The organism is Geodermatophilus maliterrae, assembly GCF_041018925.1.
Lineage (GTDB): Bacteria > Actinomycetota > Actinomycetes > Mycobacteriales > Geodermatophilaceae > Geodermatophilus > Geodermatophilus maliterrae.
Genome location: NZ_JBFNXQ010000082.1, coordinates 1 through 21,726, shown reverse-complemented (window position 1 = coordinate 21,726; position 21,726 = coordinate 1). Strand labels below are relative to the sequence as shown.

Here is a 21,726-nt window from a genome sequence, read left to right as displayed (position 1 = left end):
CGCGGGCGAGGAGCTCGGCGACGCCCCGGGGCGCCAGGCGGCGCGGGACCCGCACGCCCCCGCCACCGGTGCCGGGGGCGCTCCGATGGTCCCCGACACCACGGCGGAGGTCGTCAAGGCCTACGCCCCGTACGGCATCATCATCGTGATCTTCGCCCTGGCCAACCTCGGCCCGGTGAAGTCGGCACTGGGCCAGGCCCCGTGGACGACGACCTTCGCCTGGCCGGGGCTGAACGTGTTCGCCGCGGGCTCGGACACCGAGCTCGCCTCGACGACGTTCACCTTCAACTGGCTGCCCGCCGCGGGCACCCTGATGATCGTCGCGGGCCTGCTCACCATGCTGGTCCTGCGGATCTCCCCCGGGCGGGCGCTGAAGGCCTACGTCGACACCTACCGCGAGCTCAAGTGGGCCATCCTCACCGTGATGGCGGTGCTCGCGCTGGCTTACGTGCTCAACCAGTCGGGCATGACCAGCCACCTCGGCCGGCTGCTGGCCGAGACCGGCGGCTTCTTCGCCTTCCTCTCCCCCATCCTGGGCTGGATCGGCGTCGCGGTGACCGGCTCGGACACCTCCGCCAACGCGCTCTTCGGCGCGCTGCAGGTGCAGGCGGCGGTCAACGCCGGCCTCGACCCGGTGCTGCTCGCCGCGGCGAACTCCTCCGGCGGCGTCATGGGCAAGATGGTCAGCCCGCAGAACCTGGCCATCGCCGCCGCGGCGGTCGGGATGGCCGGCCGGGAAGGTGAGCTGTTCCGGAAGGTCTTCGGCTGGAGCATGCTGCTCCTGCTGCTGATGTGCCTCATCGTGGTGCTGCAGGCCTCCCCGGTGCTGAGCTGGATGGTCCCCGGCCCGTGAGGGAGGGCGCCCTCCTGGGTCTCCCGCGCACACTCGGGGACGCCCAGGAGGGGGCCGCTCCGCAAGGGGGTCCTCACTCGGTGGTCTCGGCCTCGCGGGCCTCACCGAGCCGGTTGAGCCGGGCCAGCAGCTCCCCCAGCGTGGCGACGTCGTCGGCGGGCCAGCCCGAGAGGTCGGCCTCCCAGCGGGCGCGGCGCGCGTCACGGATGCGGGCCAGCCGCGCGGCACCCTCCGCCGACGTGGTGAGCACCTGCGCCCGCCCGTCGGCGGGGTCGGGCGCCCGCGTGACCATGCCGAGGTCGACCAGCGAGGCCACCTGGCGGCTGACCGTGCTCTTGTCCAGCCCGAGGCGGGCGACCAGGTCGCTGGCACGCAGCGGGCCGGCGTCCTGCAGCAGGGCCAGCAGCCCGTAGGCTGCGCCGTCGAGGTCGGGGTGCAGCTCGCGGGCCAGCCGCGCCGAGATCGCCCGCGAGCGGCGCAGCAGCAGGCCGATCTCGCGCTCCAGCCGCACGAAGGACTCGTGCTGGTCAGGAGCGGGCGGGGCGGGCTGCGGGTCGGTCACGGCGCTCATCGGCCCTCCCGGGGCCGCCACACGACCAGCGCGGAGCTGGCCTGGCGCATCGGCACCAGGTCGGCCCGACGCAGCGGGGAGCCGAAGCCGCTGCGCAGCGTCGACTCCGCGGCCATCCGGCGGTGCTCGGCGTCCTCGAGCTCGCCGAGCAGCTCGTGCACGCGCTGCTGCAGCACCTCCACCTGCGACTCCAGGTCGATGATCCGCTTGATCCCGGCCAGGTTGACGCCGTCCTCCTGGGAGAGTCGCTGCACCTCCCGGAGCAGCGCGACGTCGCGCGGGCTGTAGCGCCGCCCGCCGCCGGGGGTGCGCCCCGGGGTCACCAGGCCCAGGCGGTCGTACTGGCGCAGCGTCTGGGCGTGCATGCCGGCCAGCTCGGCGGCCACCGAGATGACGAAGACCGGGGCGTCGTCGGCGACGGCGCGGGTGGCGTCCCGGCGCTCCCGGCCGTCGGTGCCCGGCGCGCTCACCGCGTACTGCCCTTCTCCACGGCCGCGGTGATCTGCGGCCGCGGGTCGCCGAGCTCGGCGTCGAGTGTCTTCACCGCCCGCTCCGCCTCGGCGGAGAGCCGCTGCGGCACGGCGACCTCGACCGTCACCAGCAGGTCGCCGGAGCGGCCGCGGCCCGGGACCCCCCGGCCGCGGACCCGGAACGTGCGCCCGCTGGAGGTGCCGGCGGGCACCTTGAGCGTGACGGTGGTGTCGAGCGTGGGGACGGTCAGCGTCGTCCCCAGGACGGCCTCGGGGAAGGTGATCGGCACGGTCAGCGTGAGGTCGTCACCGCGGCGGCCGAACAGGTCGTGGTCGCTGACGTGCACGACGACGAACAGGTCACCGGCCGGGCCGCCCCGCCGTCCCGGCGCGCCCTTGCCGGCCAGCCGGATGCGCTGGCCGTCCTTGACGCCGGCCGGGATCCGCACGGTGATCGTGCGCATCTGGGTGGTGACGCCGTTGCCGGCGCAGGTGGGGCACGGGTCGTCGACCACCTGGCCGCTGCCGCGGCAGTTGCGGCACGGCTCGGAGAAGGCGAACGCACCCTGGCTGCGGCTGGTGACACCGGCGCCGCCGCACACCTCGCAGGTGTGCGGCGAGGTGCCGGGGCGCGCGCCGCTGCCGGCGCAGGTCGGGCAGGTGCCGGGGCTCTGCATGCGCAGCGGCACCGTCACGCCGAGGACGGCCTCCTCGAAGGAGAGCGTCGCCTCGGTCTCGACGTCCTGGCCGCGGGCCGGGCCGGACGCGGCCTGCTGCCGCGCCCGGGCCGAGCCGGGCGCGGCGCCACCCGCCCCGCCGCCGAAGAGATTGCCGAACAGGTCACCCAGACCGCCGGCACCCGCCCGGCCGGCCCCGCCCGCGGCGCCGAAGAGGTCACCGAGGTCGAAGGGCTGGCCCCCGCCACCGGCGCCCGGGAAGCCACCGGGGAAGCCGGCCCGCGCGCCGGCGCCGCCGCTGCCGAACAGCCGCCGGGCCTCGTCGTACTCCCCGCGCCGCTTGGGGTCGGAGAGCACGTCGTAGGCCTCGGAGACGTCCTTGAAGCGGGCCTCGGCGTCGGCGTTGCCCGGGTTCTTGTCCGGGTGCAGGTCGCGGGCCAGCTGCCGGTAGGCCTTCTTGATGGCCGCGGCGTCGGCGTCCTGGGAGACGCCCAGTGCGGCGTAGTAGTCCTTCTCGATGAAGTCCCGAGTGCTCATCGGGCGCCTCCTCTCTCTGCGTCCGTGTGCCTGGCGCGACCGGTCAGCCGGCGGCCGGGGTCTCCCCCGGCGCACCGTTGCCGGTCGCGTCCTGGACGGGGGCCGCGGCCTCGGCGGAGGCGTTGCCGTCGGCGGCCACGGGCGCGGCGGCAGCCGCGCCGGCAGCGGGCTCGCTGACCGCGACCATCGCCGTCCGCAGCACACGGTCGCCGCGGCGGAAACCCTGCCGCAGGACCGTCGTCGCGGTCGGCACGCTCACCTCGTCGGACGTGTCGTGCAGGACGGCCTCGTGCAGCGACGGGTCGAACGGGTCCCCGGCGACGCCGAAGGCCTCGACCCCGAGGCCGTCGAGCAGCCCGAGGACGCGGTCGGCCACCACCTTGAAGGCGCCGTTGAGGTCGCCGTGGTCCCGGGCCCGCTCGATGTCGTCGACGATCGGGAACAGCTGGGCGGCGAACCGCTCGGCGGCCTGGTCGACGACGAGGGTGCGGTCGCGGTCGACCCGCCGCCGGTAGTTGGCGTACTCGGCGGTGACCCGCTGCAGGTCCTCGGTGCGCTCGGCCAGCTGGCGCGACAGGTCGTCGTCGCCCGCTGCGACCGGCGGGGCCGGCGGGAGGACCTCCGGGCCGGCGACGGTCTCGTTCTCGCTCATCTGCTCCCCTGGCGATGGGTCGGCTGTGGACGGGCCCGGCGGGGCGCCGGCCGGCTGCTCGCCGGCCGGCGCCCGCACCGCGCCGCTGACGGGGTCGATCCGCCGCCTGTCACGGATCACGACCCGCGGCTGCTCGTCCCCCTGGCTCATCGGCGGTCGCTGTCCTCGTCGACGATCTCGGCGTCGACGACGTCCTCGTCACCGGACGGGGCCGAGGTGGCCCCGCCGGCCGCGCCGGTCGCCCCGGACGCGCCGTCGCCACTCGGCGCGCCGGCCTCGGCCTGCTGGGCGTAGAGCGCCCCGCCGACCTCCTGCGAGACGCGGGCGACCTTCTCCTGCGCCGACTTGATCGCGGCGATGTCGGAGCCGCCCAGGGCCGAGCGCAGCTCGGTGAGGGCCTCGCCGAGCTCCTCCTTCTTGTCGGCCGGGATCTTGTCGCCGTTCTCCGCCAGGAACTTCTCGGTCTGGTACTGCAGCGACTCGGCCAGGTTGCGGGTCTCGGCCTCCTCGCGGCGGCGCTTGTCCTCCTCGGCGTGCGCCTCCGCGTCCTTCATCATCCGCTCGATGTCGTCCTTCGGGAGGGCCGAGCCGCCGGTGATCGTCATCGACTGCTCCTTGCCCGTGCCGAGGTCCTTGGCGGTGACGTGCACGATGCCGTTGGCGTCGATGTCGAAGGCGACCTCGATCTGCGGGACACCGCGCGGCGCCGGGGGCAGGCCGGTCAGCTCGAACATGCCGAGCTTCTTGTTGTAGGCGGCCATCTCGCGCTCGCCCTGGAAGACCTGGATCTGCACGGACGGCTGGTTGTCGTCCGCCGTCGTGAAGATCTCGCTGCGCTTGGTCGGGATCGTGGTGTTGCGCTCGATGAGCCTGGTCATGATCCCACCCTTGGTCTCGATGCCCAGGGACAGCGGGGTGACGTCGAGCAGCAGGACGTCCTTGACCTCACCGCGCAGCACGCCGGCCTGCAGGGCGGCACCGATGGCGACGACCTCGTCGGGGTTGACGCCCTTGTTGGGCTCCTTGCCGCCGGTCAGCTCGCGGACCAGCTCGGACACGGCCGGCATGCGGGTGGAGCCACCGACGAGGACGACGTGGTCGATCTGGCCGACGGAGATGCCGGCGTCCCGGACGACCTGGTTGAACGGTGCGCGGGTGCGCTCGAGCAGGTCCTGGGTCATCCGCTGGAACTCGGCGCGGGTGATCGTGACGTCGAGGTGCAGCGGGCCCTCGGCACCGGCGGTGATGTAGGGCAGGTTGACGTTGGTCGACTGCGCGCCCGACAGCTCGATCTTGGCCTTCTCGGCGGCCTCGCGGAGCCGCTGCATGGCCAGCTTGTCCTTGGACAGGTCGATGCCGTGGGAGACGTTGAACGTCCTGACCAGGTGGTCGACGACCTTCTGGTCCCAGTCGTCGCCACCGAGGTGGTTGTCACCGGCGGTGGCCTTCACCTCGATGACGCCCTCGCCGATCTCCAGCAGGGAGACGTCGAAGGTGCCACCACCGAGGTCGAAGACGAGGATCGTCTGCTCGGTCTCGCCCTTGTCCAGCCCGTAGGCCAGCGCGGCGGCGGTGGGCTCGTTGACGATGCGCAGGACGTTGAGGCCCGCGATCTCACCGGACTCCTTGGTGGCCTGGCGCTGCGCGTCCTCGAAGTAGGCCGGGACGGTGATGACGGCGTCGGTCACCGGCTCGCCCAGGTAGGTCTCGGCGTCCCGCTTGAGCTTCTGCAGGATGCGGGCGCTGATCTCCTGCGGGGTGTAGCGCTTGCCGTCGATCTCGCCGGTCCGCCAGTCGGTGCCCATGTGGCGCTTGACCGAGCGGATGGTGCGGTCGACGTTGGTGACGGCCTGGTTCTTGGCCGACTGGCCGACCAGGACCTCGCCGTTCTTGGCGAAGGCGACGACCGAGGGTGTGGTGCGCGAGCCCTCGGAGTTGGCGATGACCGTCGGCTCGCCGCCCTCGAGGACGGTGACGACGGAGTTGGTGGTGCCGAGGTCGATACCGACCGCTCGAGCCATGGAGCTGGCCTCTCTTCCGTGTGCGTGTGTGTGCTGTGCTGGTCCGCAGGTCGTCGAGGGACCCTGCCGTGGGGCTCGTCGGCCGCCTTGCGTCGGGTCCGCTCAACTTTCCTGCCCACCCTAACGGCACACCCGGCGGTGGTGTTCCCCGGCCTGCCGGCCTCCTCCTCCGTGACGGGGCCCACACGGCGACCGCCCCCTGGTGACCCGGCCACCCACCGGCCCTGCCGTGGGGTCCAGCGCGGTCCGTGGACGTCCCGGTCAGGTCCCTGGCGGCTGGACGCCGAGCACCGCGGGGCAGGTCCAGGTCGGGGCGCGGCGCCCAGGGTTACCAGCGAGTAACCTGTGCCGCGGCCAGCTATCGTGCGGGCTGCGTGGGCACAGGCGCCCGCGCGCGATCCGCCGCCGGTCCGCGGACCGGTGGGGACGGCGGCGAGACCCCTCTCGCGACGTCCGGGCGGACGGGAGACAACCGACGCCGCGAGGCGTGGGGAGAGGGAATCATGACGGGCCCCCTGCAGATCGTGCTGGGCACGATCAGCGCGCTGTTCCTCATCGTGGCGGTCGTCTTCGCCTACCGCGCCGTCCGGGCGATGGTGCGGATCATCCGCACCGGCCAACCCGACGGCACCCGCAACGGGCCGGTCGGCCAGCGCTTGAAGACGCTGGCCGTCGAGTCGCTCGGCCACACCCGGATGCTCAAGTGGTCGGCCATCGGCGCCGCCCACTGGTTCGTCTTCGTCGGCTTCTACGGGTTGTTCCTCACCCTGGTCGAGGCCTTCGGCGAGGTCTGGGACCCGGCCTTCCACCTGCCGCTGATCGGCGAGTGGGGCCTGTGGAACCTCTTCGCCGACGTCATCGGCGCCGGCACGGTCCTCGGCATCCTGTACCTGATCTACCGGCGCCAGAAGGACCACCCGCGCCGCCAGGGCCGCGCCAGCCGCTTCGCCGGCTCGAACGAGGGCCGCGGCTACTTCGTCGAGGCCGTCGTCCTCACCGTCGGCGTCTGCATCCTGCTGATCCGCGCGCTGAAGGTCTCCTCCGGCCTCACCGAGGCCCCGGCCTGGTCGCACCCGGTCTCCGGCCTGGTGGCCACCGTGCTGCCCGACAGCCCGGACCTGCTCTCGGTCGTCGCCTTCGTGAAGATCGTCGTGTCGCTGGCCTGGCTGGTCGTGGTCAGCCGGATCCTCAACATGGGCGTCGCGTGGCACCGGTTCAGCGCCTTCTTCAACATCTACTGGAAGCGGAACGACGACGGCAGCGTCGCGCTCGGCCCGCTGCAGCCCATGACCTCCAACGGCAAGCCGATCGACTTCGAGGACCCGGGCGAGGACGACGTCTTCGGTCGCGGCAAGATCGAGGACTTCACCTGGAAGGGGATGCTCGACTTCACCACCTGCACCGAGTGCGGGCGGTGCCAGAGCCAGTGCCCGGCGTGGAACACCGGCAAGCCGCTCAGCCCCAAGATGGTGATCATGGACCTGCGGGACCACCTGTACGCCAAGGCCCCGTACCTGCTCGGTGAGAAGACGGCGGCGGAGACCGCGCCGGACTACGACGTCCTCAAGCCCAGCGACGAGCAGGTCTGGGCGTCGGGCTACGCCCGCATCGAGGGCACCAACGACGCCCAGGCCCACCGCCCGCTGGTCGGCACGCTCGAGGAGGGCGGGGTCATCGACCCCGACGTCCTGTGGAGCTGCACCAACTGCGGCGCCTGCGTCGAGCAGTGCCCGGTCGACATCGAGCACGTCGACCACATCGAGGACATGCGCCGCTACCAGGTCCTCATCGAGTCCAACTTCCCGTCCGAGGCCGGCGTGATGCTGCGCAACCTCGAGAACCGCGGCAACCCCTGGGGGGTCAGCCCCAGCACCCGCGAGGACTGGATCAAGGAGGTCGACTTCGAGGTCCGCACGGCCGACGGCCCGCTGCCCTACGAGGTCGAGTACCTGTTCTGGGTCGGCTGCGCCGGCGCCATCGACGACCGCGCCAAGAAGGTCACCAAGGCCGTCGCCGAGCTGCTGCACACCGCCGGCGTCGAGTTCGCCGTCCTGGGCTCGGGCGAGACCTGCTCGGGCGACCCGGCCCGCCGCATGGGCAACGAGTTCGTCTTCCAGATGATGGCGCAGGAGAACGTCGAGACCCTCAACGGCGTCTTCGAGGGGCGCGTGCCGGGCACCCGCAAGATCGTCACCACCTGCCCGCACTGCTTCAACTCGCTGGGCCGGGAGTACCCGCAGGTCGGCGGCGAGTACGAGGTGGTGCACCACACGCAGCTGCTCAGCCAGCTGGTCGAGGAGGGCCGGCTCACGCCGGTCACGCCGGTGGACCGCAAGGTCACCTACCACGACCCGTGCTTCCTCGGCCGGCACAACAAGGTCTACACGCCGCCGCGGGAGATCCTCGACTCCGTCAAGGGCCTGTCCACCCAGGAGATGCACCGCTGCAAGGACCGCGGCTTCTGCTGCGGCGCCGGCGGCGCGCGCATGTGGATGGAGGAGAAGATCGGCAAGCGGATCAACGTGGAGCGCACGGAGGAGGCCCTCGGCCTCGACCCCGACGTCATCTCCACCGCGTGCCCGTTCTGCATCACGATGCTCTCGGACGCCCTGACGTCGAAGAAGCAGAACGGCGAGGCGGCCGAGCACGTCGAGGTCCTCGACGTCAGCCAGATCCTGCTCCGCTCGATGGCCCCGGTGGGGACGCCGGGCACCGAGCACGGCGCCGAGGTCGGCACCGCCGACGACGACGTCGCGGGCACCGGATCCGCCGCGACGGGACACGGCCAGGCGTAGCCGGAGGCCCCCGACTGGTTGCCGAGTGCACCCGGTTGCGGGCCGTCGCGACGCGGGGCGCACCATCGGGGAGTGACCCGCACGGCCGACGTCCCCAGCACCGCACCGGCCGCCGGCGACCGGCGGCGCGGCCTGCTGCTCGTGGCGGTCGCCATCGTGCTCACCGCCACCAACCTGCGGACGGCGGTCAGCTCGGTGGGCCCGGTGCTCGAGGAGCTCGAGTCCGGGCTCGGCGTCTCCAGTGCCGCGGCCGGCGTGGTGACGACGATGCCGGTCGTCTGCTTCGCCGCCATCGGGTTCGCCGGCCCGCCGCTGGCCGCCCGCTTCCGCGACGCACACGTGCTGGCCGGCGCGCTGCTCACCATGGCCGCCGGGCTGGTGCTGCGGGCGGTCGTCGACTCCTTCGCCGTCTTCCTCGCCGGCACGGCGCTGGCCATGGTCGGCGGGGCCCTGGGCAACGTGCTGCTGCCCGGCCTGGTCAAGCGCTGGTTCCCGGAGCGCACGGGACTGCTCGTGGGCGCCTACAGCGCCGCGATGGCCATCGGCGGCGCCGTCGCGGCGACGGCCACCGCCCCGATCGCGGCGGCCGTGGGCCCGGACGGCTGGCGCTGGGGCCTCGGGATCTGGGCGGCGCTGGCGCTGGCGGCGGCGCTGCCCTGGTTCCTGACGCCGCGGCAGCCCGGCGCCTCCCGCGGCGAGCACCGCGCGGTCCCGATGGCGCCGCTGCGCCGCAGCCCCACGGCGCTGGTCCTGGCGGCCTTCTTCGGCCTGCAGGCGACCCAGGCCTACGTCGTCATGGGCTGGTCGGCGCAGTACCTGCGCGACTCCGGCCTGAGCGCGGCGACGGCGGGGCTGCTGCTGGGCATCAACTCGATCGTCGTCATCCCGGTCAACGCCGTCGCCCCGGCGCTCACCGTCCGGCAGCGGCTGCAGCGCCCGCTCCTGCTGGGGTTCATGGCCTGCTACGTCGTCGGCTGGAGCGGGCTGTGGCTGGCCCCGCGGACGGTGCCGTGGCTGTGGATGTCGGTGCTCGCCGTGGGCATGGGCACCTTCAGCATGGTGCTGGCGCTGATCGGCCTGCGCGCCCGGACGCCGGAGACGACGGCGGCGCTGTCGACGGTCACCCAGGGCTGGGGGTACGTGCTGGCCGCCACCGGCCCGCTGCTGGTGGGTGTGCTCCGCGACGTCACCGGCGGCTACACCGGGATGTTCGTGCTGGTGGCGGTGACCACCGTGGGGCTGACCGCCACGGGCTGGCTGGCCACCCGCGAGCGCTACGTGGACGACGAGCTGCCCGGCTGGTCGCCCGCAGCGGTCACCCCTGCGGCCGCCGCGTCTCCGCGCGGGTGAAGTTGCGGAACGACCGCGACGGCGTCGGGCCGCGCTGGTCCTGGTAGCGGGAGCCGTACAGCGCCGAGCCGTACGGGTGCTCGGCGGCCGTGGTGAGCCGGAACAGGCACAGCTGGCCGATCTTCATCCCCGGCCACAGCGTGATCGGCAGGTTGGCCACGTTGGACAGCTCCAGCGTGATGTGCCCGGAGAAGCCGGGGTCGACAAAGCCCGCCGTCGAGTGCGTGAGCAGTCCGAGCCGCCCCAGCGAGGAGTTGTGCGTGGGGACGTAGGAGTCCCCCACGAGGAACATGCCACTCGGCGCCGAGACCTGGATGCAGCGGACCGGGACGGTGGGGACGGGACGGACGGCGCGCACACTGCGGTGCTGGTGGCCGCGGCCGTCGGTCTTCAGCCGGGCCAGCTTGCGGGCGAGCCGGAACACCGGGACCCGCGGCGTGAACTCCACCTGGAAGGCAGGGCCGCAGTCGATGCCGTTCAGCATCGCCCGCTTCTTGCGGCGGGTCGGCCGCAGACCGAGGCTGGCCGCGAGCTCGTGTACGGCCCAGGAGACGTCCTCGCGCACGTTGACGAACTCGCAGCGGCCCTGGTCGTCGACGTACCCGTCCGAGTCCATCAGGCCCTGCAGCAGCGCGAGCCGCTGGTGGACGTCCGCGGTCAGGTAGGCGGCCGGCACCCGCTTGTCACCCGGCAGGCCGAGGGCGCGGAGATGGCTGCTCAGCGAGCCGTTGCTGCCGAACCGCCCGCCCTCGCCGCGCCGGTGCGCGTGGCCGTCACCCCGGACGGTGCCGCCGAGTCGGTACGCCGACGGCGCGGTCGCCGGCCACACCCGGTAGCCGGCGGCCTCGAAGTGGGCGAGCACCTCCTCGTCACCACGGCCGACGGTGATCTCCCCCTTGGAGCTCGTGCCGTCACCGAGCCAGTAGCCGAGGACGTAGGGGTCGACGGGCAGGTCGGCCGTCGGGTACTGGGCCGGCCCCGCCAGTGCGATGTGGTGGTTGCGCTCGTCGCCGCACAGGAGGGTGCGGGCCACCTCGTCGGTGGTCCGTGCCGTGGCTCGCCGCGGCCGACCAGGGCGCCGCTCGTCCTTCGTCGTGGTCACCCACAGGTGCGCGGCGTCGGCGGTGAAGACGGAACCGTCGCTGAGCTCGACCTCACGGCACGGGCGCCCCAGCATCACCTCGGTCGCGGCGACGACGCGGCAGGGGAGGCCGTTCTCGTCGAAGACCTCGTCCCCCACGGCCAGCTCGCCCATCGTGGTCCAGCCGGTGGGCGTCGGCACCGACGTCTCGAGCGCCAGCGCCTTCCCCTCCAGGCGGGCCGCGAGGTCGTCGGGGATCCGGACCACCTCGAGCGTCGAGCCCAGCACGAACTCGCCGGGGTGCAGCACGAACGGCTCGTCGCCCTCGGTCTCGACCGCGGTGGTCAGGTCGTCCTGCTGCTGGGCGGGGTCGATGTGGGTGTACCGGGCGTTGTTGAACACCCGGAAGTAGCGGTCGAGGCGGACGTCGATGCTCGAGGGCTGCACCAGCCCCGCGTCGTGCGGCTCGATGCCGAGACGCCCCTCGGCGATCGCGGCGCGGATGTCGCGGTCGGACAGCAGCATGGCGCGGAGTCTAGGGAGCGCGCTCTCCCCCTCCCGGGTCACTCCCGCCGCCGGCCCCCTCCGGCCGGGCCGCCCACGTGCCGTTCCCCTCCTGCTGGCCCGTCGGAGGCCGGCGGTGCCCGGGCATCCCGGGCCGGGAGGAGGGGCACGTGTCCACCCTGAGAAGGCGCACCCAGGCCGGGGTGCTGGTGACGGCCGTGGTGGCCGGTTACGCCGGCGCCGCGGCCTACACCGCACTGGCCGCCCCGGCGGTGGCCGAGGCGGAGGGCTTCGGTCCCGGGGACGGCCTGACGCGCTACGTCGTCACGGCGACGTCCGGGAACGCCGCGGGCCTGCTGGACCCGCTGGGCGCCCTGGATGGCGTCGCCAGCGCCCAGCGGCTCAGCGACGGCCGCGCGCTGGTCGCCACCGACCGGCTCGACCGGGGCGACCTGGCCGCGCTCGACGGCGTCGCGTCGGTCGAGGTCTCCCCCACCGTGGAGGTCTTCGGCTCCGTGAGCGACCCCTGGGTCCCCGCGTACGGCTGGAACCTGGTCAACACCGGCAGCAACGCTCCCGGGCAGACGGCGGTGGCCGACGCCGACACCGACGCCCCGGACGGCTGGGACGCCGGCACCGGCTCCGGCGTCGTGGTCGCGGTGGTCGACACCGGCTACGACACCGACCACGAGGACCTCGCCGGGGCCCTGTGGACGAACCCGGCCGAGCCCTGCGGCACCCTGGACACCGACGGCAACGGCAAGGCCGGCGACTGCCACGGCTGGAACTTCACGACCGACTCGCCGGCCGTCGACAACGGTGCCGGCGGCACGCACGGCGCGAGCGTGGCCGGCGCGGTCGGCGCCCGCGCGGACAACGGACGGGGCACCGCCGGCGTCGCGCCGGGCGTGACGATCATGCCGCTGGTCGCCGGCAGCGGGAGCGGCGTCGACGTCGTCCTCGGCGCCGAGGCCATCCGCTACGCCGCCGACCACGGGGCGGACGTCGTCAACGCCTCCTGGGGCGGTCCCATGTCGGGCTGGGCGCTGGAGACGCTGCGCTCCGCGGTGGCCTACGCGGGATCCAAGGGCGTCCTCGTGATCGCCGCGGCGGGCAACGACGCCACCGACCGCGACCGGAGCCCGGTCTACCCGGCCAGCCTCACCGAGGGCAACGTCGTCACCGTGGGCGCGAGCACCGCCGGCGACACGGTGAGCTCCTTCTCCGCGTACGGCGCCACCTCGGTCGACCTCTTCGCGCCCGGCAGCCGGGTCTTCACAACCTGGAACGACGGCGGGTACCGGCTGGTCGACGGGACGTCCATCGCGGCACCGCAGGTCGCCGGCGCGGCGGCCCTCTACCGGGCCGCGCTCCCCCACGCGACCGTCGAGCAGGTGCGCCTGGCGCTGCTCGGGGACGTCGACCCGGTGGCCGCGTTCCGCGGCCGGTCGGTCACCGGCGGCCGCCTGTCGGTCGCCGGCCTGACCGAGGCGGGCCTCGGCGCGGTCGACTACTCCTTCAGCGGCACGTCCGCGCCGGCCGGCGTGATCGCCCCGCGCATCGCGGTGAGCGGCACGGCCGCGCCGGGCACCTTCGGCGTCACCCTCGGGCTCGGGATGCAGTACGAGGGCAGCGTCTGGGCCGTCGCCGGCCACGAGATCGGCCTCGACGGCGCCACGGTCGTCACCGACGACGAGGGCCAGGCCACCTTCACCCTGGGCGCGCGCACCACGCTGGACGGGCTGTCGCTCGCGCCGACGACGGCCCTCGGCGACGGCCGCTACGTGCTGACCGTCCAGCTCACGCGCGACGGCGCACCGGTCGGTTCCACGCGGGCGGCTCCGCTGCTCGTCGGCGCCGCCGCCGCGGCTCCCGACGCCGGCGGCGGCTCCAGCGGCGGGGGTCCGACGGGCGACGGCTCCACCGGCGACGGCTCCACCGGCGACGGCTCCACGGGTGGCGGCTCCGGGGACACCGGCAGCCCGGGTACGGACGTGCCCGACACCGGCGACTCCGGCACCGGCGAGTCCGGCACCGGCGAGTCCGGCACCGGTGCCGGCGGATCGGGCGACGGCGGCTCGAGCGACGGCGGCTCGGGTGCTGGCGACGGCGGCTCGGGTGCCGGCGACGGCGGCTCGGGCGACGGCGGCTCGGGTGCCGGCGACGGCGGCGCCGGGACGCCCGACACGGACAACGGCTCGGGCACCGGGACCCCCGGTGGCTCCGGCGGCTGGGGCAGCACGCCGGTCCCCAGCGGCCCGGGCACGACCCCGGTGCCGGACGAGGGTGGCCGGCTGACCTTCCCCGCCCGCGGGCAGTTCCAGATCACGTCGATCAGCCCGGTGCGGGTGAGCGTCGACGGCGGCACCGAGGTCCGGATCACCGGCCTGGCCCTGCCGCTCGGCGCGCGGGTCCTCGTCGGGACGACGGGCGCGGCCCAGGTGGTCAGCAGCACGGCCACCGACCTGGTGTTCCGCACCCCGGCCCGGGTGGCCGGCCGGTACGACGTGACCGTCTTCGCCCCTGACGGCCGCCTCCAGGTGCTGGGCACCGTCCTGGAGTACGTCGGGTCGGGCTCCGGGGGGAGCACCACTCCCCCCGGCGACGGCAGCACCGGGGGGACCGACCCCGCCACCGGCGACGGCGGCGGCACCCCGGGCACCGGTGACGGCACCCCGCCGGGTGGCGGCAGCGGGACCGGGCCGGAGGACGCCGACGACAGCGGGGCGGCCCCGTCGACGCCGGCCGAGCTCACCGGCCCCGGCGGCCTGCGCCTGGTGCGCTCGGCCCGCCTGGCCGCCGTCCCCGCGTCGCTGTGGGCGCTGGACTGCTCGGTCTCGTGCCGGGGCCTCGTCCTGGACGCCTGAGCCGCCGCCGGGACGCGCCGGGCCGAGGGTCCCCCGGCCCGGCGCGACCGGACGGCGCACGTCCTGGTCCTCGGGTCGTGTCCGGGGGATCGGCTGCCGATACCCACGGTGACACCCGGTCCCGAGCCAGGAGGACACGTGCTGGAGACCATCCCGCGGACGGCGGCACGACGCGGCCCACGGACGCCCGTCCGGCCCACCGGCGAGGAGCGCAGCTTCTCGGCCGAGGAGCTGATCGTCTCCAAGACCGACCCGCGCGGGGTGATCACCTACGCCAACGACGTCTTCCTGCGCGTGGGCGCCTACGGCCTCGACGAGGTCATCGGGCAGCCGCACAACCTGATCCGTCACCCCGACATGCCGCGCGCGGTGTTCAAGCTGCTGTGGGACACCCTGGCCGCCCGCCAGGAGCTGTTCGCCTACATCAACAACCTCGCCGCCGACGGCGCGAACTACTGGGTGCTCGCGCACGTGACGCCGTCCTACGGCGCCGACGGATCGGTCGTGGGCTACCACTCCAACCGGCGCCGACCCTCGCGGCGGGCCCTGGACCGCGTCCGCCCGCTGTACGAGCAGCTGCTGGCCGAGGAGCGGTGCCACCCGAACGCGCGCGCCGCCGTCGCCGCCTCCTCGGAGCTGCTCGGCCGGCTGGTCTCCGCGCACGCCGCGTCCTACGAGGACTTCGTGTGGACGGTCATCACCGAGGAGGAGAACTGACGTGGGGCGCACCCAGAACCGCTCGGCGGCCGCGGAGCTCGAGGTCTACCGCGCCTTCGTCCGCCGCCTCACCGAGACCTGCGAGGCGGCCGCCCGCGGCGACCTCGAGGCCCGCGCCGTGCCCGTCGCCGGCTCCGACGCCGTCCCGGAGCTGACCGCCCTGCGCCACGGGGTGAACCGCGCCCTCGACGTCAGCGACGCCTTCGTGCGCGAGTCGCGGGCCGCGCTGGCCTCGGCCGCCGAGGGCCGCTACCACCGCAGGGTCCTGCTCACCGGCCTGCACGGCGCCCACCGGCACGCGGCCACGGACATCAACGCCGCCCGCGACGCCATGCGCGACACCGCCGGCCGGGTGACCCAGGCGCAGACCTCCCGGCTGCGGCTGGCCGACGACTTCGAGTCCGTCGTCCTCGCCATGAGCGAGCAGGTGGCGACGGCGGCGACCGAGATGAGCGCCTCGGCGGCCGGGCTGACGACGGCGGCCGAGGCGGCCACGTCGGAGGTCGGCAACGCCTCGGCCACCCTGGCCTCGCTCACCCGCACCTCGACCGAGATCCGCCAGGTCATCGCGCTCATCGAGTCGGTGGCCGCGCAGACCCGGCTGCTGGCGCTCAACGCGACCATCGAGGCCGCCCGCGCCGGCGAGGCGGGCAAGGGCTTCGCCGTCGTCGCCACCGAGGTCAAGGACCTCGCCGACCAGACCGCCCAGGCCACCGAGCGGGTGACCGCGCAGGTCGAGGCGATCCGCGCGGCCTGCGACGACGTCACGGCGGTCATCGGCTCCGTCGGCGCCACCGTCACCGACATGAACGGGCTGGTCGACGGCATCGCGGCAGCCGTCGACGGCTCGGCGTCGCTGGGCGCGACGGCCACCGACGTCACCGGCCTGTCGCAGATGGCCGAGCAACTGCGGTCGGAGGCGACCGGCTTCCTCGCGGAGATGCGCCGGTGAGGACCCGCGGCGGGACCCCGCAGGGGAGGCGGCGGTCCGGGCGCGCCGGGCGGGCTGCCACGGCGCGCATGTACGGTGGCCGACGGTGAGGTGGCCGTCCGGTCACCGGGGTCCTCACGCCGGGCGGGAGTCGCTGCGGCGTGCTCGCTGGGAGGGTCGTCCTGGAGGTGCACGTGGCTCCGGACGCAGCCAACCCGGGTCCGGACTCCGGCGACGTCTTCGCCGGCGGCAGTGCGAACGGCCGGCTGATGGCCGCCTTCGACTGGTCGACGACGCCGGTCGGGCCGGTGGAGACCTGGCCGGCCAGCCTGCGCTACGCCGTCCGCACCGTCCTGGCCTCGCGCTTCCCCATGATCCTCACCTGGGGCCCGCAGTACACGCAGTTCTACAACGACGCCTACGCCACCCTCATCGGCGCCAAGCACCCCGGCGCGATCGGCGACGACCTGCGCGTCACGCTCGCCGAGGGGTGGGCGGCCCTCCAGGAGCCCGTGGAGCGGGCCATGGCGGTCCGCGAGGCGTCGTGGATCCCGCAGCTGCTCCTCCTGCTCGAGCGCGCCGGCTACCGCGAGGAGACCTACTTCACCGTCTCCCACGCTCCTGCGTTCGGCGACGGCGGTGAGGTCGCCGGCATGCACGCGGTGTGCACCGAGGTCACCCGCCAGGTGGTCGCCGAGCGGCGGCAGCGGCTGCTGCACGAGGTGTCCACCGCCGCGGGCCGGCGCGAGGACGAGCACGACCTGGCCGGGCAGGTCTGCCGGGCGCTGGCCACCGATCCCCTCGACGTCCCGCTCGCCGCCGTCTACCTCACCGAGGGCGACGGCGCCCCGCTGCGGCGGGCGGCGATCGTGGGTGTCCCCGCCGACCGGCTGCCCGGGTCCGCCGGCACCGCCGACGAGCTGCGCGGCGTCGCCGTGGCCGGTCTGGGCGTCACCGGCGGGCCCTTCGGCGACGCGGTCACCGAGGCGGTGGTGCTGCCGCTGTCGGGTGGGGCCGGCCGCGAGCCGGTGGGGGCGCTGCTGGTCGGCGTCAGCCCCAACCGGGCGCTCGACGAGGAGTACCGGACCTTCCACGAGCTGCTGGCCGGGCAGGTGGCCGGCGCCGTCGTCGACGCGCGGGCCTACGCCGCCGAGCGCGCCCGCGCGGAGGCGCTGGCCGAGCTGGACCGGGCCAAGACCACGTTCTTCGCCAACGTCAGCCACGAGCTGCGGACGCCGCTGACGCTGCTGCTCGGCCCGATCACCGACGCGCTGGCCGAGTCCGGCGGTGAGCTGCCCCCGGCGGTCCGCGACCAGCTCACCCTCGCCCTGCGCAACGGCCAGCGGCTGCAGCGCCTGGTCAACGACCTGCTGGAGTTCGTCAGCATCGAGTCCGGGCGGACGGCGGCCGTGCGGGTGGCGACCGACCTGCCCGTCTACACCGCCGAGCTGGCCGGCGTGCTGCGCGCCGCGGCCGAGCGGGCCGGGCTGACGCTCACCGTCGACTGCCCGCCGCTGCCCCGCCCCGCCGCCGTCGACGTGCGGATGTGGGAGAAGATCGTCCTCAACCTGGTCGCCAACGCGGTCAAGTACACCTTCGTCGGCCGGATCGACGTCCGGCTCGGCGCCGAGGACGACCGGGTGGTGCTGCGGGTCTCCGACACCGGCGTGGGCATCCCCGCCGCCGAGCTCCCGGCGCTGTTCGAGCGCTTCCACCGGGTCGCCGACTCGCCGGCCCGCAGCCGCGAGGGCACCGGGCTGGGCCTGGCGCTGGTCCGCGAGCTGGTCGGTCTGCACGGCGGCACGGTCGAGGTCGGCAGCGAGCCCGGGGTGGGCAGCACCTTCACCGTCCGGATCCCGTTCGGGACGCCGGACGCCGCCGCACCGCCGCCCGCGTCCCCGGCCGCCGTCCGTGGGGCGGCGCTGACCCCGTGGGACGACGACCTGGGCTGGGCGCCCCGTCCGGCGGACGCGGCCGACCCGCTGGGCACGGTGCTCGTCGTCGACGACAACGCCGACATGCGCGCCTACCTCACCCGGCTGCTGTCCCCGTCGTGGACGGTGCGGACGGCGGCCGACGGCCAGGAGGCGCTGCACGACGTGGTCCGGGTGCGGCCCGACGTCGTGCTGACCGACGTGATGATGCCCGGCGTCGACGGCTTCGGGCTGCTGCGGGCGCTGCGCGCCGAGCCCCGGACCCGCGCCGTCCCGGTGGTCATGCTGACCGCGCGGGCCGGGCAGGAGGCCGCCGTCGAGGGCTTCGCGGCCGGCGTGGACGACTACCTGGCCAAGCCCTTCGAGTCCGCCGAACTGCTCGGGCGGCTGCGCTCGGTGCTGGAGCGCTCCCGTGGCCGGCGCGCGGCCGGCCCGCCGGCGCCGGTGAGCGCTCCGGTGGTCGCCCCGGCGCCGCTGCCGCCGCGCCCGCGCGTCGAGGACGCCGCTCCGGTGTACGCGGTGCCGCCGGTCCCCGCCCCCTCCGCGCCGACCGCTGCGGCGTGGCGGTTCCCGTCGCGCGCCGCCTCCATCCCGCCGCTGCGCCGTCGGCTGCGTGCGCTGCTCACGGAGGCCGGCCTGGCGGAGGACCGCGTCTACGACCTCCTGCTGGCCACCTGCGAGGCGGCCACCAACGCCGTCGAGCACGCCCAGGACCCGACCGAGCCCGTCGTCGACGTCCGGGTGACCGTCGAGGACGGCGCCGTGGAGATCGAGGTCCGCGACCACGGGCAGTGGCGGGAGCGGACGTCGAGCATGGACCGCGGTCGCGGCTCGATGCTGATGAGCGCCTTCGCCGACATCACCGCCACGCCGAGCCCGATCGGCACCACCGTGGTCATCCGCAGCCCCCGGCCGGGGGACGACGGCACCTGAGGGCGGCGACGGCGCCTGCGGTCACGCGCGCTCGGCGACGACGTCGACGCCCGGCCCGGAGAGGTCGGCCAGCGCACCGGTGCGCCCCGCCGCCAGCAGCAGGAGCGAGACCACCGGCCCCCGCACCTCCGGACCGTCGCCGAGGCGGAGGTCGGTGTCGGTGGCGGCCAGCGTGACACCGGCGACGCGAGCCCTGCCGCCGCCGACGGCGTCACTGCTGCGGGCCTGGAAGCGCAGCGCCCGTGCGACGGCGGCCCTCGGGGGGTCGTGGGCGATGCCCAGGGGACGCCGGACGTCCTCGCCGTGGACGAAGACCTCGACCAGGCGGGTGTCCCGGGGTGCCGGTGCCGACGTCGTGCGGCACACCGCGGCGCGGAACGCCGCCAGCGTCACGGCCGGGTCGGCAGCGCGCTCGGCCCGGACCCCGCGGGCGGTGTACGCGTCGAAGTCGAAGCGGGCGGCCGCGAACCGGGTGAGGAACCGGACCGGCGTCGTCCTGGCGTCGTCGACCAGGTGCGCGAGCACGTCGTGGACGTCCCAGCCGGCGCACAGGGACGGCGTCGCCCACCGATCCGGGGCGAGGCCCTCGAGGTCGTCCGCGAGCGCCCACCGCTCGGCGTGGACGACGGGCCAGACCTCGTTGCGTGCTGCAGTCCTCGGCACGATCCGGTGCTCCTGTCCGGTGGGTGGACGGCAGGCCGGGTCCGGCCGCCACCAGGAGGGACGGGTGACGGCACCCGGACTCATCGGTCCACCCCTCCGGGCAGCGGGCAGGGGCCGGCCGGCGTCCGGTCCGCGGCGGACCTTGCTACGCTGGCGACCGGCCCCAGGGCCACCCGCGGGTGTAGTTCAATGGCAGAACATCAGCTTCCCAAGCTGACAGTGCGAGTTCGATTCTCGTCACCCGCTCCCTCGTCGGTCACCCGTTCGTCGGTGAACCGGTACGCCACGTCGTCGATCCCGTCGGTCATGAACGCGTACACGAAGCGCAGTGGCTCCTCCCCCGGTGTTGCGGATGCCGTGCTCGGCGTCGCTCAGGACGAACACGGTCGAGCCCGCGGCCACCGGGTTGCTCGACGCCGTCCAGGACGACGACCCCCCGGCCCTCGACCGCCTGGCGGACCTCCGCCTGGGTGTGCCGGTGGCGGCCCAGCCACCCGCCGGGTCGCATCCCGGTGAGCCCGGTGCAGCGGATGGCAACACGCGCGACCACCGCTCACTGGCGATAGCATCGCCGGATGTCGATGATGGGGGTGACTGGCAACTCCGTCCCGGTGGACGAGGCCGTTGCACTGGGCGCCGCGGCGGCCCTGTTCCACAGTCTCGGTGACGCCAGCCGCCTGGCCATCCTGCGACACCTCGCGCTCGGCGATCACCGGGTGCGCGACCTGACCGAGCACCTGGGCCTGGCCCAGTCGACCGTCTCGAAGCACTGTCTCTGCCTGGCCGGGTGCGGGTTGATCCGGTCGCGGACAGAGGGCCGGGCGACGGTCTACTCGCTGGCCGGACCAGAGGTGCTGGAGGTGCTCGCCGCCGCGGAGCGGCTGCTGGCAGCCACCGGCGGCGCCGTCGGGCTGTGCCCGGTTCCCGCCGGGGAGGTGTCGTGACCACCGTCGCGCTGGTCCTCTACGTCGTCGCCCTGGTGGTGCTCTTCGGCGTGCGCTCGTGGGTGCACCGGGTCCGGACCGGGTCCGCCGGTTTCCACGGCATCTCCGGCACCCCGGCGCAGGCCGGCTGGTGGGGCGGGGTGCTCTTCGTCGTCGCGATCGTCCTCGGCCTGGCCGGCCCGCTGCTCGCGGTGGCCGGCACCGTCCCGGCGCGGGTGCCGGCCGCCGTCCAGGTGCTCGGCCTGCTGGTCGCGCTCTCCGGGTTCGCCGCGACACTGGCCGCGCAGACCGGGATGGGCGCCTCGTGGCGGATCGGCGTGGACCCGGCGGAACGCACCGAGCTGGTCACCGACGGCGTCTTCGCGCACGTGCGCAATCCCGTCTTCACCGCGATGCTCCTCGCCCAGGCAGGCGTGGTGCTGATGGTGCCGACGCCGGTCAGCGTGCTCGGCCTGGTCGTGCTGGTGGTAGCCGTGCAGCTGCAGGTCCGCGCCGTCGAGGAACCCCACCTGGAGGCCGTGCACGGGGTGGCGTACACGGCCTATGCCGCGCGCACCGGCCGGTTCGTGCCCGGCGTCGGCCGCCTGCCCGCTCCCACCGGCGCGGGAGGGCGCCCCGACTGAGCAGCCTGGCATCCGGGTCCGCCGACATGCGGGCATCCCCGGCCCGCCGGTGCGAAAGGCGTGGTCAGGGGCCTGTTCGGTGGCCGGAACTGTCGTACCCGGGTCGTAGGTTCGGGTCGTGCAGCAGGTCGCCGGCTACGAGTCGCCGGTGGAGCATGCGCTCGTCGGGTGGTTGGTCGACCGGCCTGCGCCGTTCCGCCGGCTGCCGGTGTCGGTGCTGTCGCGGGAGCAGAAGGCCGCGCAGTTGCAGCGGGTGCAGGCGCTGAAGGCGATGACCGCCGCCTACGAGGCGGAGCTGGTGCTCGGCCTGGCCGACGGCAGCCCCGACGACGCCGACCCGGCACCGGGCACCCCGGAGCTCGCTCCCGGTCGTGGAAGCCGGATCCCGAGCTGCCGGGCGTGTCGGAGTTCTTCACTGCCGAGCTGGCGGTGATCCTCAACTGCGGGCGCCTGGCCTCGAGCCGACTGGCCCAGCGGGCGTGGACCTACCGCACCCACCTGCCCGCCACGTGGGCGGCGATGGCCGCCGGGGAGCTGGACGAGTACCGGACCAGGACGCTGGTCGAGGTGCTGGAGCACACCGGCCCGGCCGTGGCCCGGGCG

Annotated in this window: 17 protein-coding genes, 1 tRNA gene and 1 pseudogene; 12 read left to right on the top strand and 7 right to left on the bottom strand. The window is 74.7% G+C overall.

Features of this window, described 5'->3' with window-relative positions; genetic code table 11:
• Positions 1 to 853 (top strand): L-lactate permease (locus ABQ292_RS20200; protein WP_369209507.1); only part of this gene is annotated, 853 nt, incomplete at its 5' end.
• Positions 854 to 926: 73 nt separating this feature from the next.
• Here ABQ292_RS20200 and ABQ292_RS20195 read toward each other — a convergent pair.
• The 5 genes from ABQ292_RS20195 to dnaK all read right to left on the bottom strand — a co-directional run bounded on the left by ABQ292_RS20195 (position 927) and on the right by dnaK (position 5,781).
• A complete protein-coding gene (locus tag ABQ292_RS20195; RefSeq protein WP_369209506.1) occupies positions 927 to 1,424 on the bottom strand; it encodes a MarR family winged helix-turn-helix transcriptional regulator in 498 nt (165 codons plus the stop codon).
• Positions 1,421 to 1,894, bottom strand: a complete 474-nt coding sequence (locus tag ABQ292_RS20190) for a heat shock protein transcriptional repressor HspR (RefSeq protein ID WP_369209505.1) — start codon at positions 1,892 to 1,894, stop codon at positions 1,421 to 1,423. The genes ABQ292_RS20195 and ABQ292_RS20190 overlap by 4 nt, the downstream gene beginning before the upstream one ends.
• The gene (gene dnaJ, locus ABQ292_RS20185) at positions 1,891 to 3,108 is read right to left on the bottom strand and encodes a molecular chaperone DnaJ (RefSeq protein ID WP_369209504.1); all 1,218 of its coding nucleotides are present in this window, start codon (positions 3,106 to 3,108) and stop codon (positions 1,891 to 1,893) included. The genes ABQ292_RS20190 and dnaJ overlap by 4 nt, the downstream gene beginning before the upstream one ends.
• A 43-nt stretch (positions 3,109 to 3,151) precedes the next feature.
• A complete protein-coding gene (grpE, locus tag ABQ292_RS20180; protein ID WP_369209503.1) occupies positions 3,152 to 3,760 on the bottom strand; it encodes a nucleotide exchange factor GrpE in 609 nt (202 codons plus the stop codon).
• Between the two features lie 146 nt (positions 3,761 to 3,906).
• Positions 3,907 to 5,781 carry a molecular chaperone DnaK gene (gene dnaK / locus ABQ292_RS20175; protein ID WP_369209502.1) on the bottom strand — a complete coding sequence of 625 codons (1,875 nt, stop codon included), beginning with the start codon at positions 5,779 to 5,781 and terminating at the stop codon, positions 3,907 to 3,909.
• Positions 5,782 to 6,284: 503 nt separating this feature from the next.
• Between dnaK and ABQ292_RS20170 the strand changes: the two genes are divergently transcribed.
• A complete protein-coding gene (locus ABQ292_RS20170) occupies positions 6,285 to 8,576 on the top strand; it encodes a heterodisulfide reductase-related iron-sulfur binding cluster (protein WP_369209501.1) in 2,292 nt (763 codons plus the stop codon).
• A gap of 72 nt (positions 8,577 to 8,648) precedes the next feature.
• A complete protein-coding gene (locus tag ABQ292_RS20165; protein ID WP_369209500.1) occupies positions 8,649 to 9,926 on the top strand; it encodes an MFS transporter in 1,278 nt (425 codons plus the stop codon).
• Here ABQ292_RS20165 and dcd read toward each other — a convergent pair.
• The gene (dcd, locus tag ABQ292_RS20160; protein ID WP_438940612.1) at positions 9,892 to 11,532 is read right to left on the bottom strand and encodes a dCTP deaminase; all 1,641 of its coding nucleotides are present in this window, start codon (positions 11,530 to 11,532) and stop codon (positions 9,892 to 9,894) included. The two genes, ABQ292_RS20165 and dcd, sit on opposite strands and share 35 nt — an antisense overlap.
• 149 nt (positions 11,533 to 11,681) lie before the next feature.
• Between dcd and ABQ292_RS20150 the strand changes: the two genes are divergently transcribed.
• The 4 genes from ABQ292_RS20150 (at position 11,682) to ABQ292_RS20135 (ending at position 18,893) form a co-directional block, all read left to right on the top strand.
• Positions 11,682 to 14,378, top strand: a complete 2,697-nt coding sequence (locus ABQ292_RS20150) for a S8 family serine peptidase (RefSeq protein ID WP_369209499.1) — start codon at positions 11,682 to 11,684, stop codon at positions 14,376 to 14,378.
• A 138-nt stretch (positions 14,379 to 14,516) separates the two neighbouring features.
• Positions 14,517 to 15,095, top strand: coding sequence for a PAS domain-containing protein (locus ABQ292_RS20145; RefSeq protein ID WP_369209498.1), 579 nt, complete (start codon positions 14,517 to 14,519; stop codon positions 15,093 to 15,095).
• Between the two features lies 1 nt (position 15,096).
• Positions 15,097 to 16,047: a methyl-accepting chemotaxis protein gene (locus tag ABQ292_RS20140; RefSeq protein ID WP_369209497.1), complete on the top strand. Its 951-nt coding sequence runs from the start codon at positions 15,097 to 15,099 to the stop codon at positions 16,045 to 16,047.
• A 173-nt stretch (positions 16,048 to 16,220) separates the two neighbouring features.
• Positions 16,221 to 18,893, top strand: a complete 2,673-nt coding sequence (locus tag ABQ292_RS20135; RefSeq protein WP_369209496.1) for an ATP-binding protein — start codon at positions 16,221 to 16,223, stop codon at positions 18,891 to 18,893.
• 21 nt (positions 18,894 to 18,914) lie between these two features.
• Here the strand turns inward: ABQ292_RS20135 and ABQ292_RS20130 are convergent, their stop codons facing one another.
• Positions 18,915 to 19,556 (bottom strand): maleylpyruvate isomerase family mycothiol-dependent enzyme, encoded by a 642-nt coding sequence (locus ABQ292_RS20130; protein WP_369209495.1) that lies wholly within the window; start codon positions 19,554 to 19,556, stop codon positions 18,915 to 18,917.
• A gap of 175 nt (positions 19,557 to 19,731) precedes the next feature.
• Here ABQ292_RS20130 and ABQ292_RS20125 point away from each other — a divergent pair.
• The 5 genes and pseudogenes from ABQ292_RS20125 to ABQ292_RS20105 all read left to right on the top strand — a co-directional run.
• Positions 19,732 to 19,802 (top strand) — tRNA-Gly (locus ABQ292_RS20125).
• A gap of 329 nt (positions 19,803 to 20,131) precedes the next feature.
• Positions 20,132 to 20,500 (top strand): ArsR/SmtB family transcription factor, encoded by a 369-nt coding sequence (locus ABQ292_RS20120; protein WP_369209494.1) that lies wholly within the window; start codon positions 20,132 to 20,134, stop codon positions 20,498 to 20,500.
• The gene (locus tag ABQ292_RS20115; RefSeq protein WP_369209493.1) at positions 20,497 to 21,123 is read left to right on the top strand and encodes a methyltransferase family protein; all 627 of its coding nucleotides are present in this window, start codon (positions 20,497 to 20,499) and stop codon (positions 21,121 to 21,123) included. The genes ABQ292_RS20120 and ABQ292_RS20115 overlap by 4 nt, the downstream gene beginning before the upstream one ends.
• 118 nt (positions 21,124 to 21,241) lie before the next feature.
• Positions 21,242 to 21,556 carry a hypothetical protein gene (locus tag ABQ292_RS20110; RefSeq protein WP_369209492.1) on the top strand — a complete coding sequence of 105 codons (315 nt, stop codon included), beginning with the start codon at positions 21,242 to 21,244 and terminating at the stop codon, positions 21,554 to 21,556.
• Positions 21,523 to 21,726 (top strand): annotated as a pseudogene (locus ABQ292_RS20105) (HNH endonuclease); the annotation flags it as partial. The gene ABQ292_RS20110 and the pseudogene ABQ292_RS20105, both read left to right, overlap by 34 nt.

Bases quoted from the DNA above. Each gene is read 5' to 3' on its own strand.
- ABQ292_RS20195 (WP_369209506.1), bottom strand. From the start codon at position 1,424: ATGAGCGCCGTGACCGACCCGCAGCCCGCCCCGCCCGCTCCTGACCAG.
- dnaJ (WP_369209504.1), bottom strand. From the start codon at position 3,108: ATGAGCACTCGGGACTTCATCGAGAAGGACTACTACGCCGCACTGGGC.
- grpE (WP_369209503.1), bottom strand. From the start codon at position 3,760: ATGAGCGAGAACGAGACCGTCGCCGGCCCGGAGGTCCTCCCGCCGGCC.
- dnaK (WP_369209502.1), bottom strand. From the start codon at position 5,781: ATGGCTCGAGCGGTCGGTATCGACCTCGGCACCACCAACTCCGTCGTC.
- ABQ292_RS20170 (WP_369209501.1), top strand. From the start codon at position 6,285: ATGACGGGCCCCCTGCAGATCGTGCTGGGCACGATCAGCGCGCTGTTC.
- dcd (WP_438940612.1), bottom strand. From the start codon at position 11,532: ATGCTGCTGTCCGACCGCGACATCCGCGCCGCGATCGCCGAGGGGCGT.
- ABQ292_RS20120 (WP_369209494.1), top strand. From the start codon at position 20,132: ATGTCGATGATGGGGGTGACTGGCAACTCCGTCCCGGTGGACGAGGCC.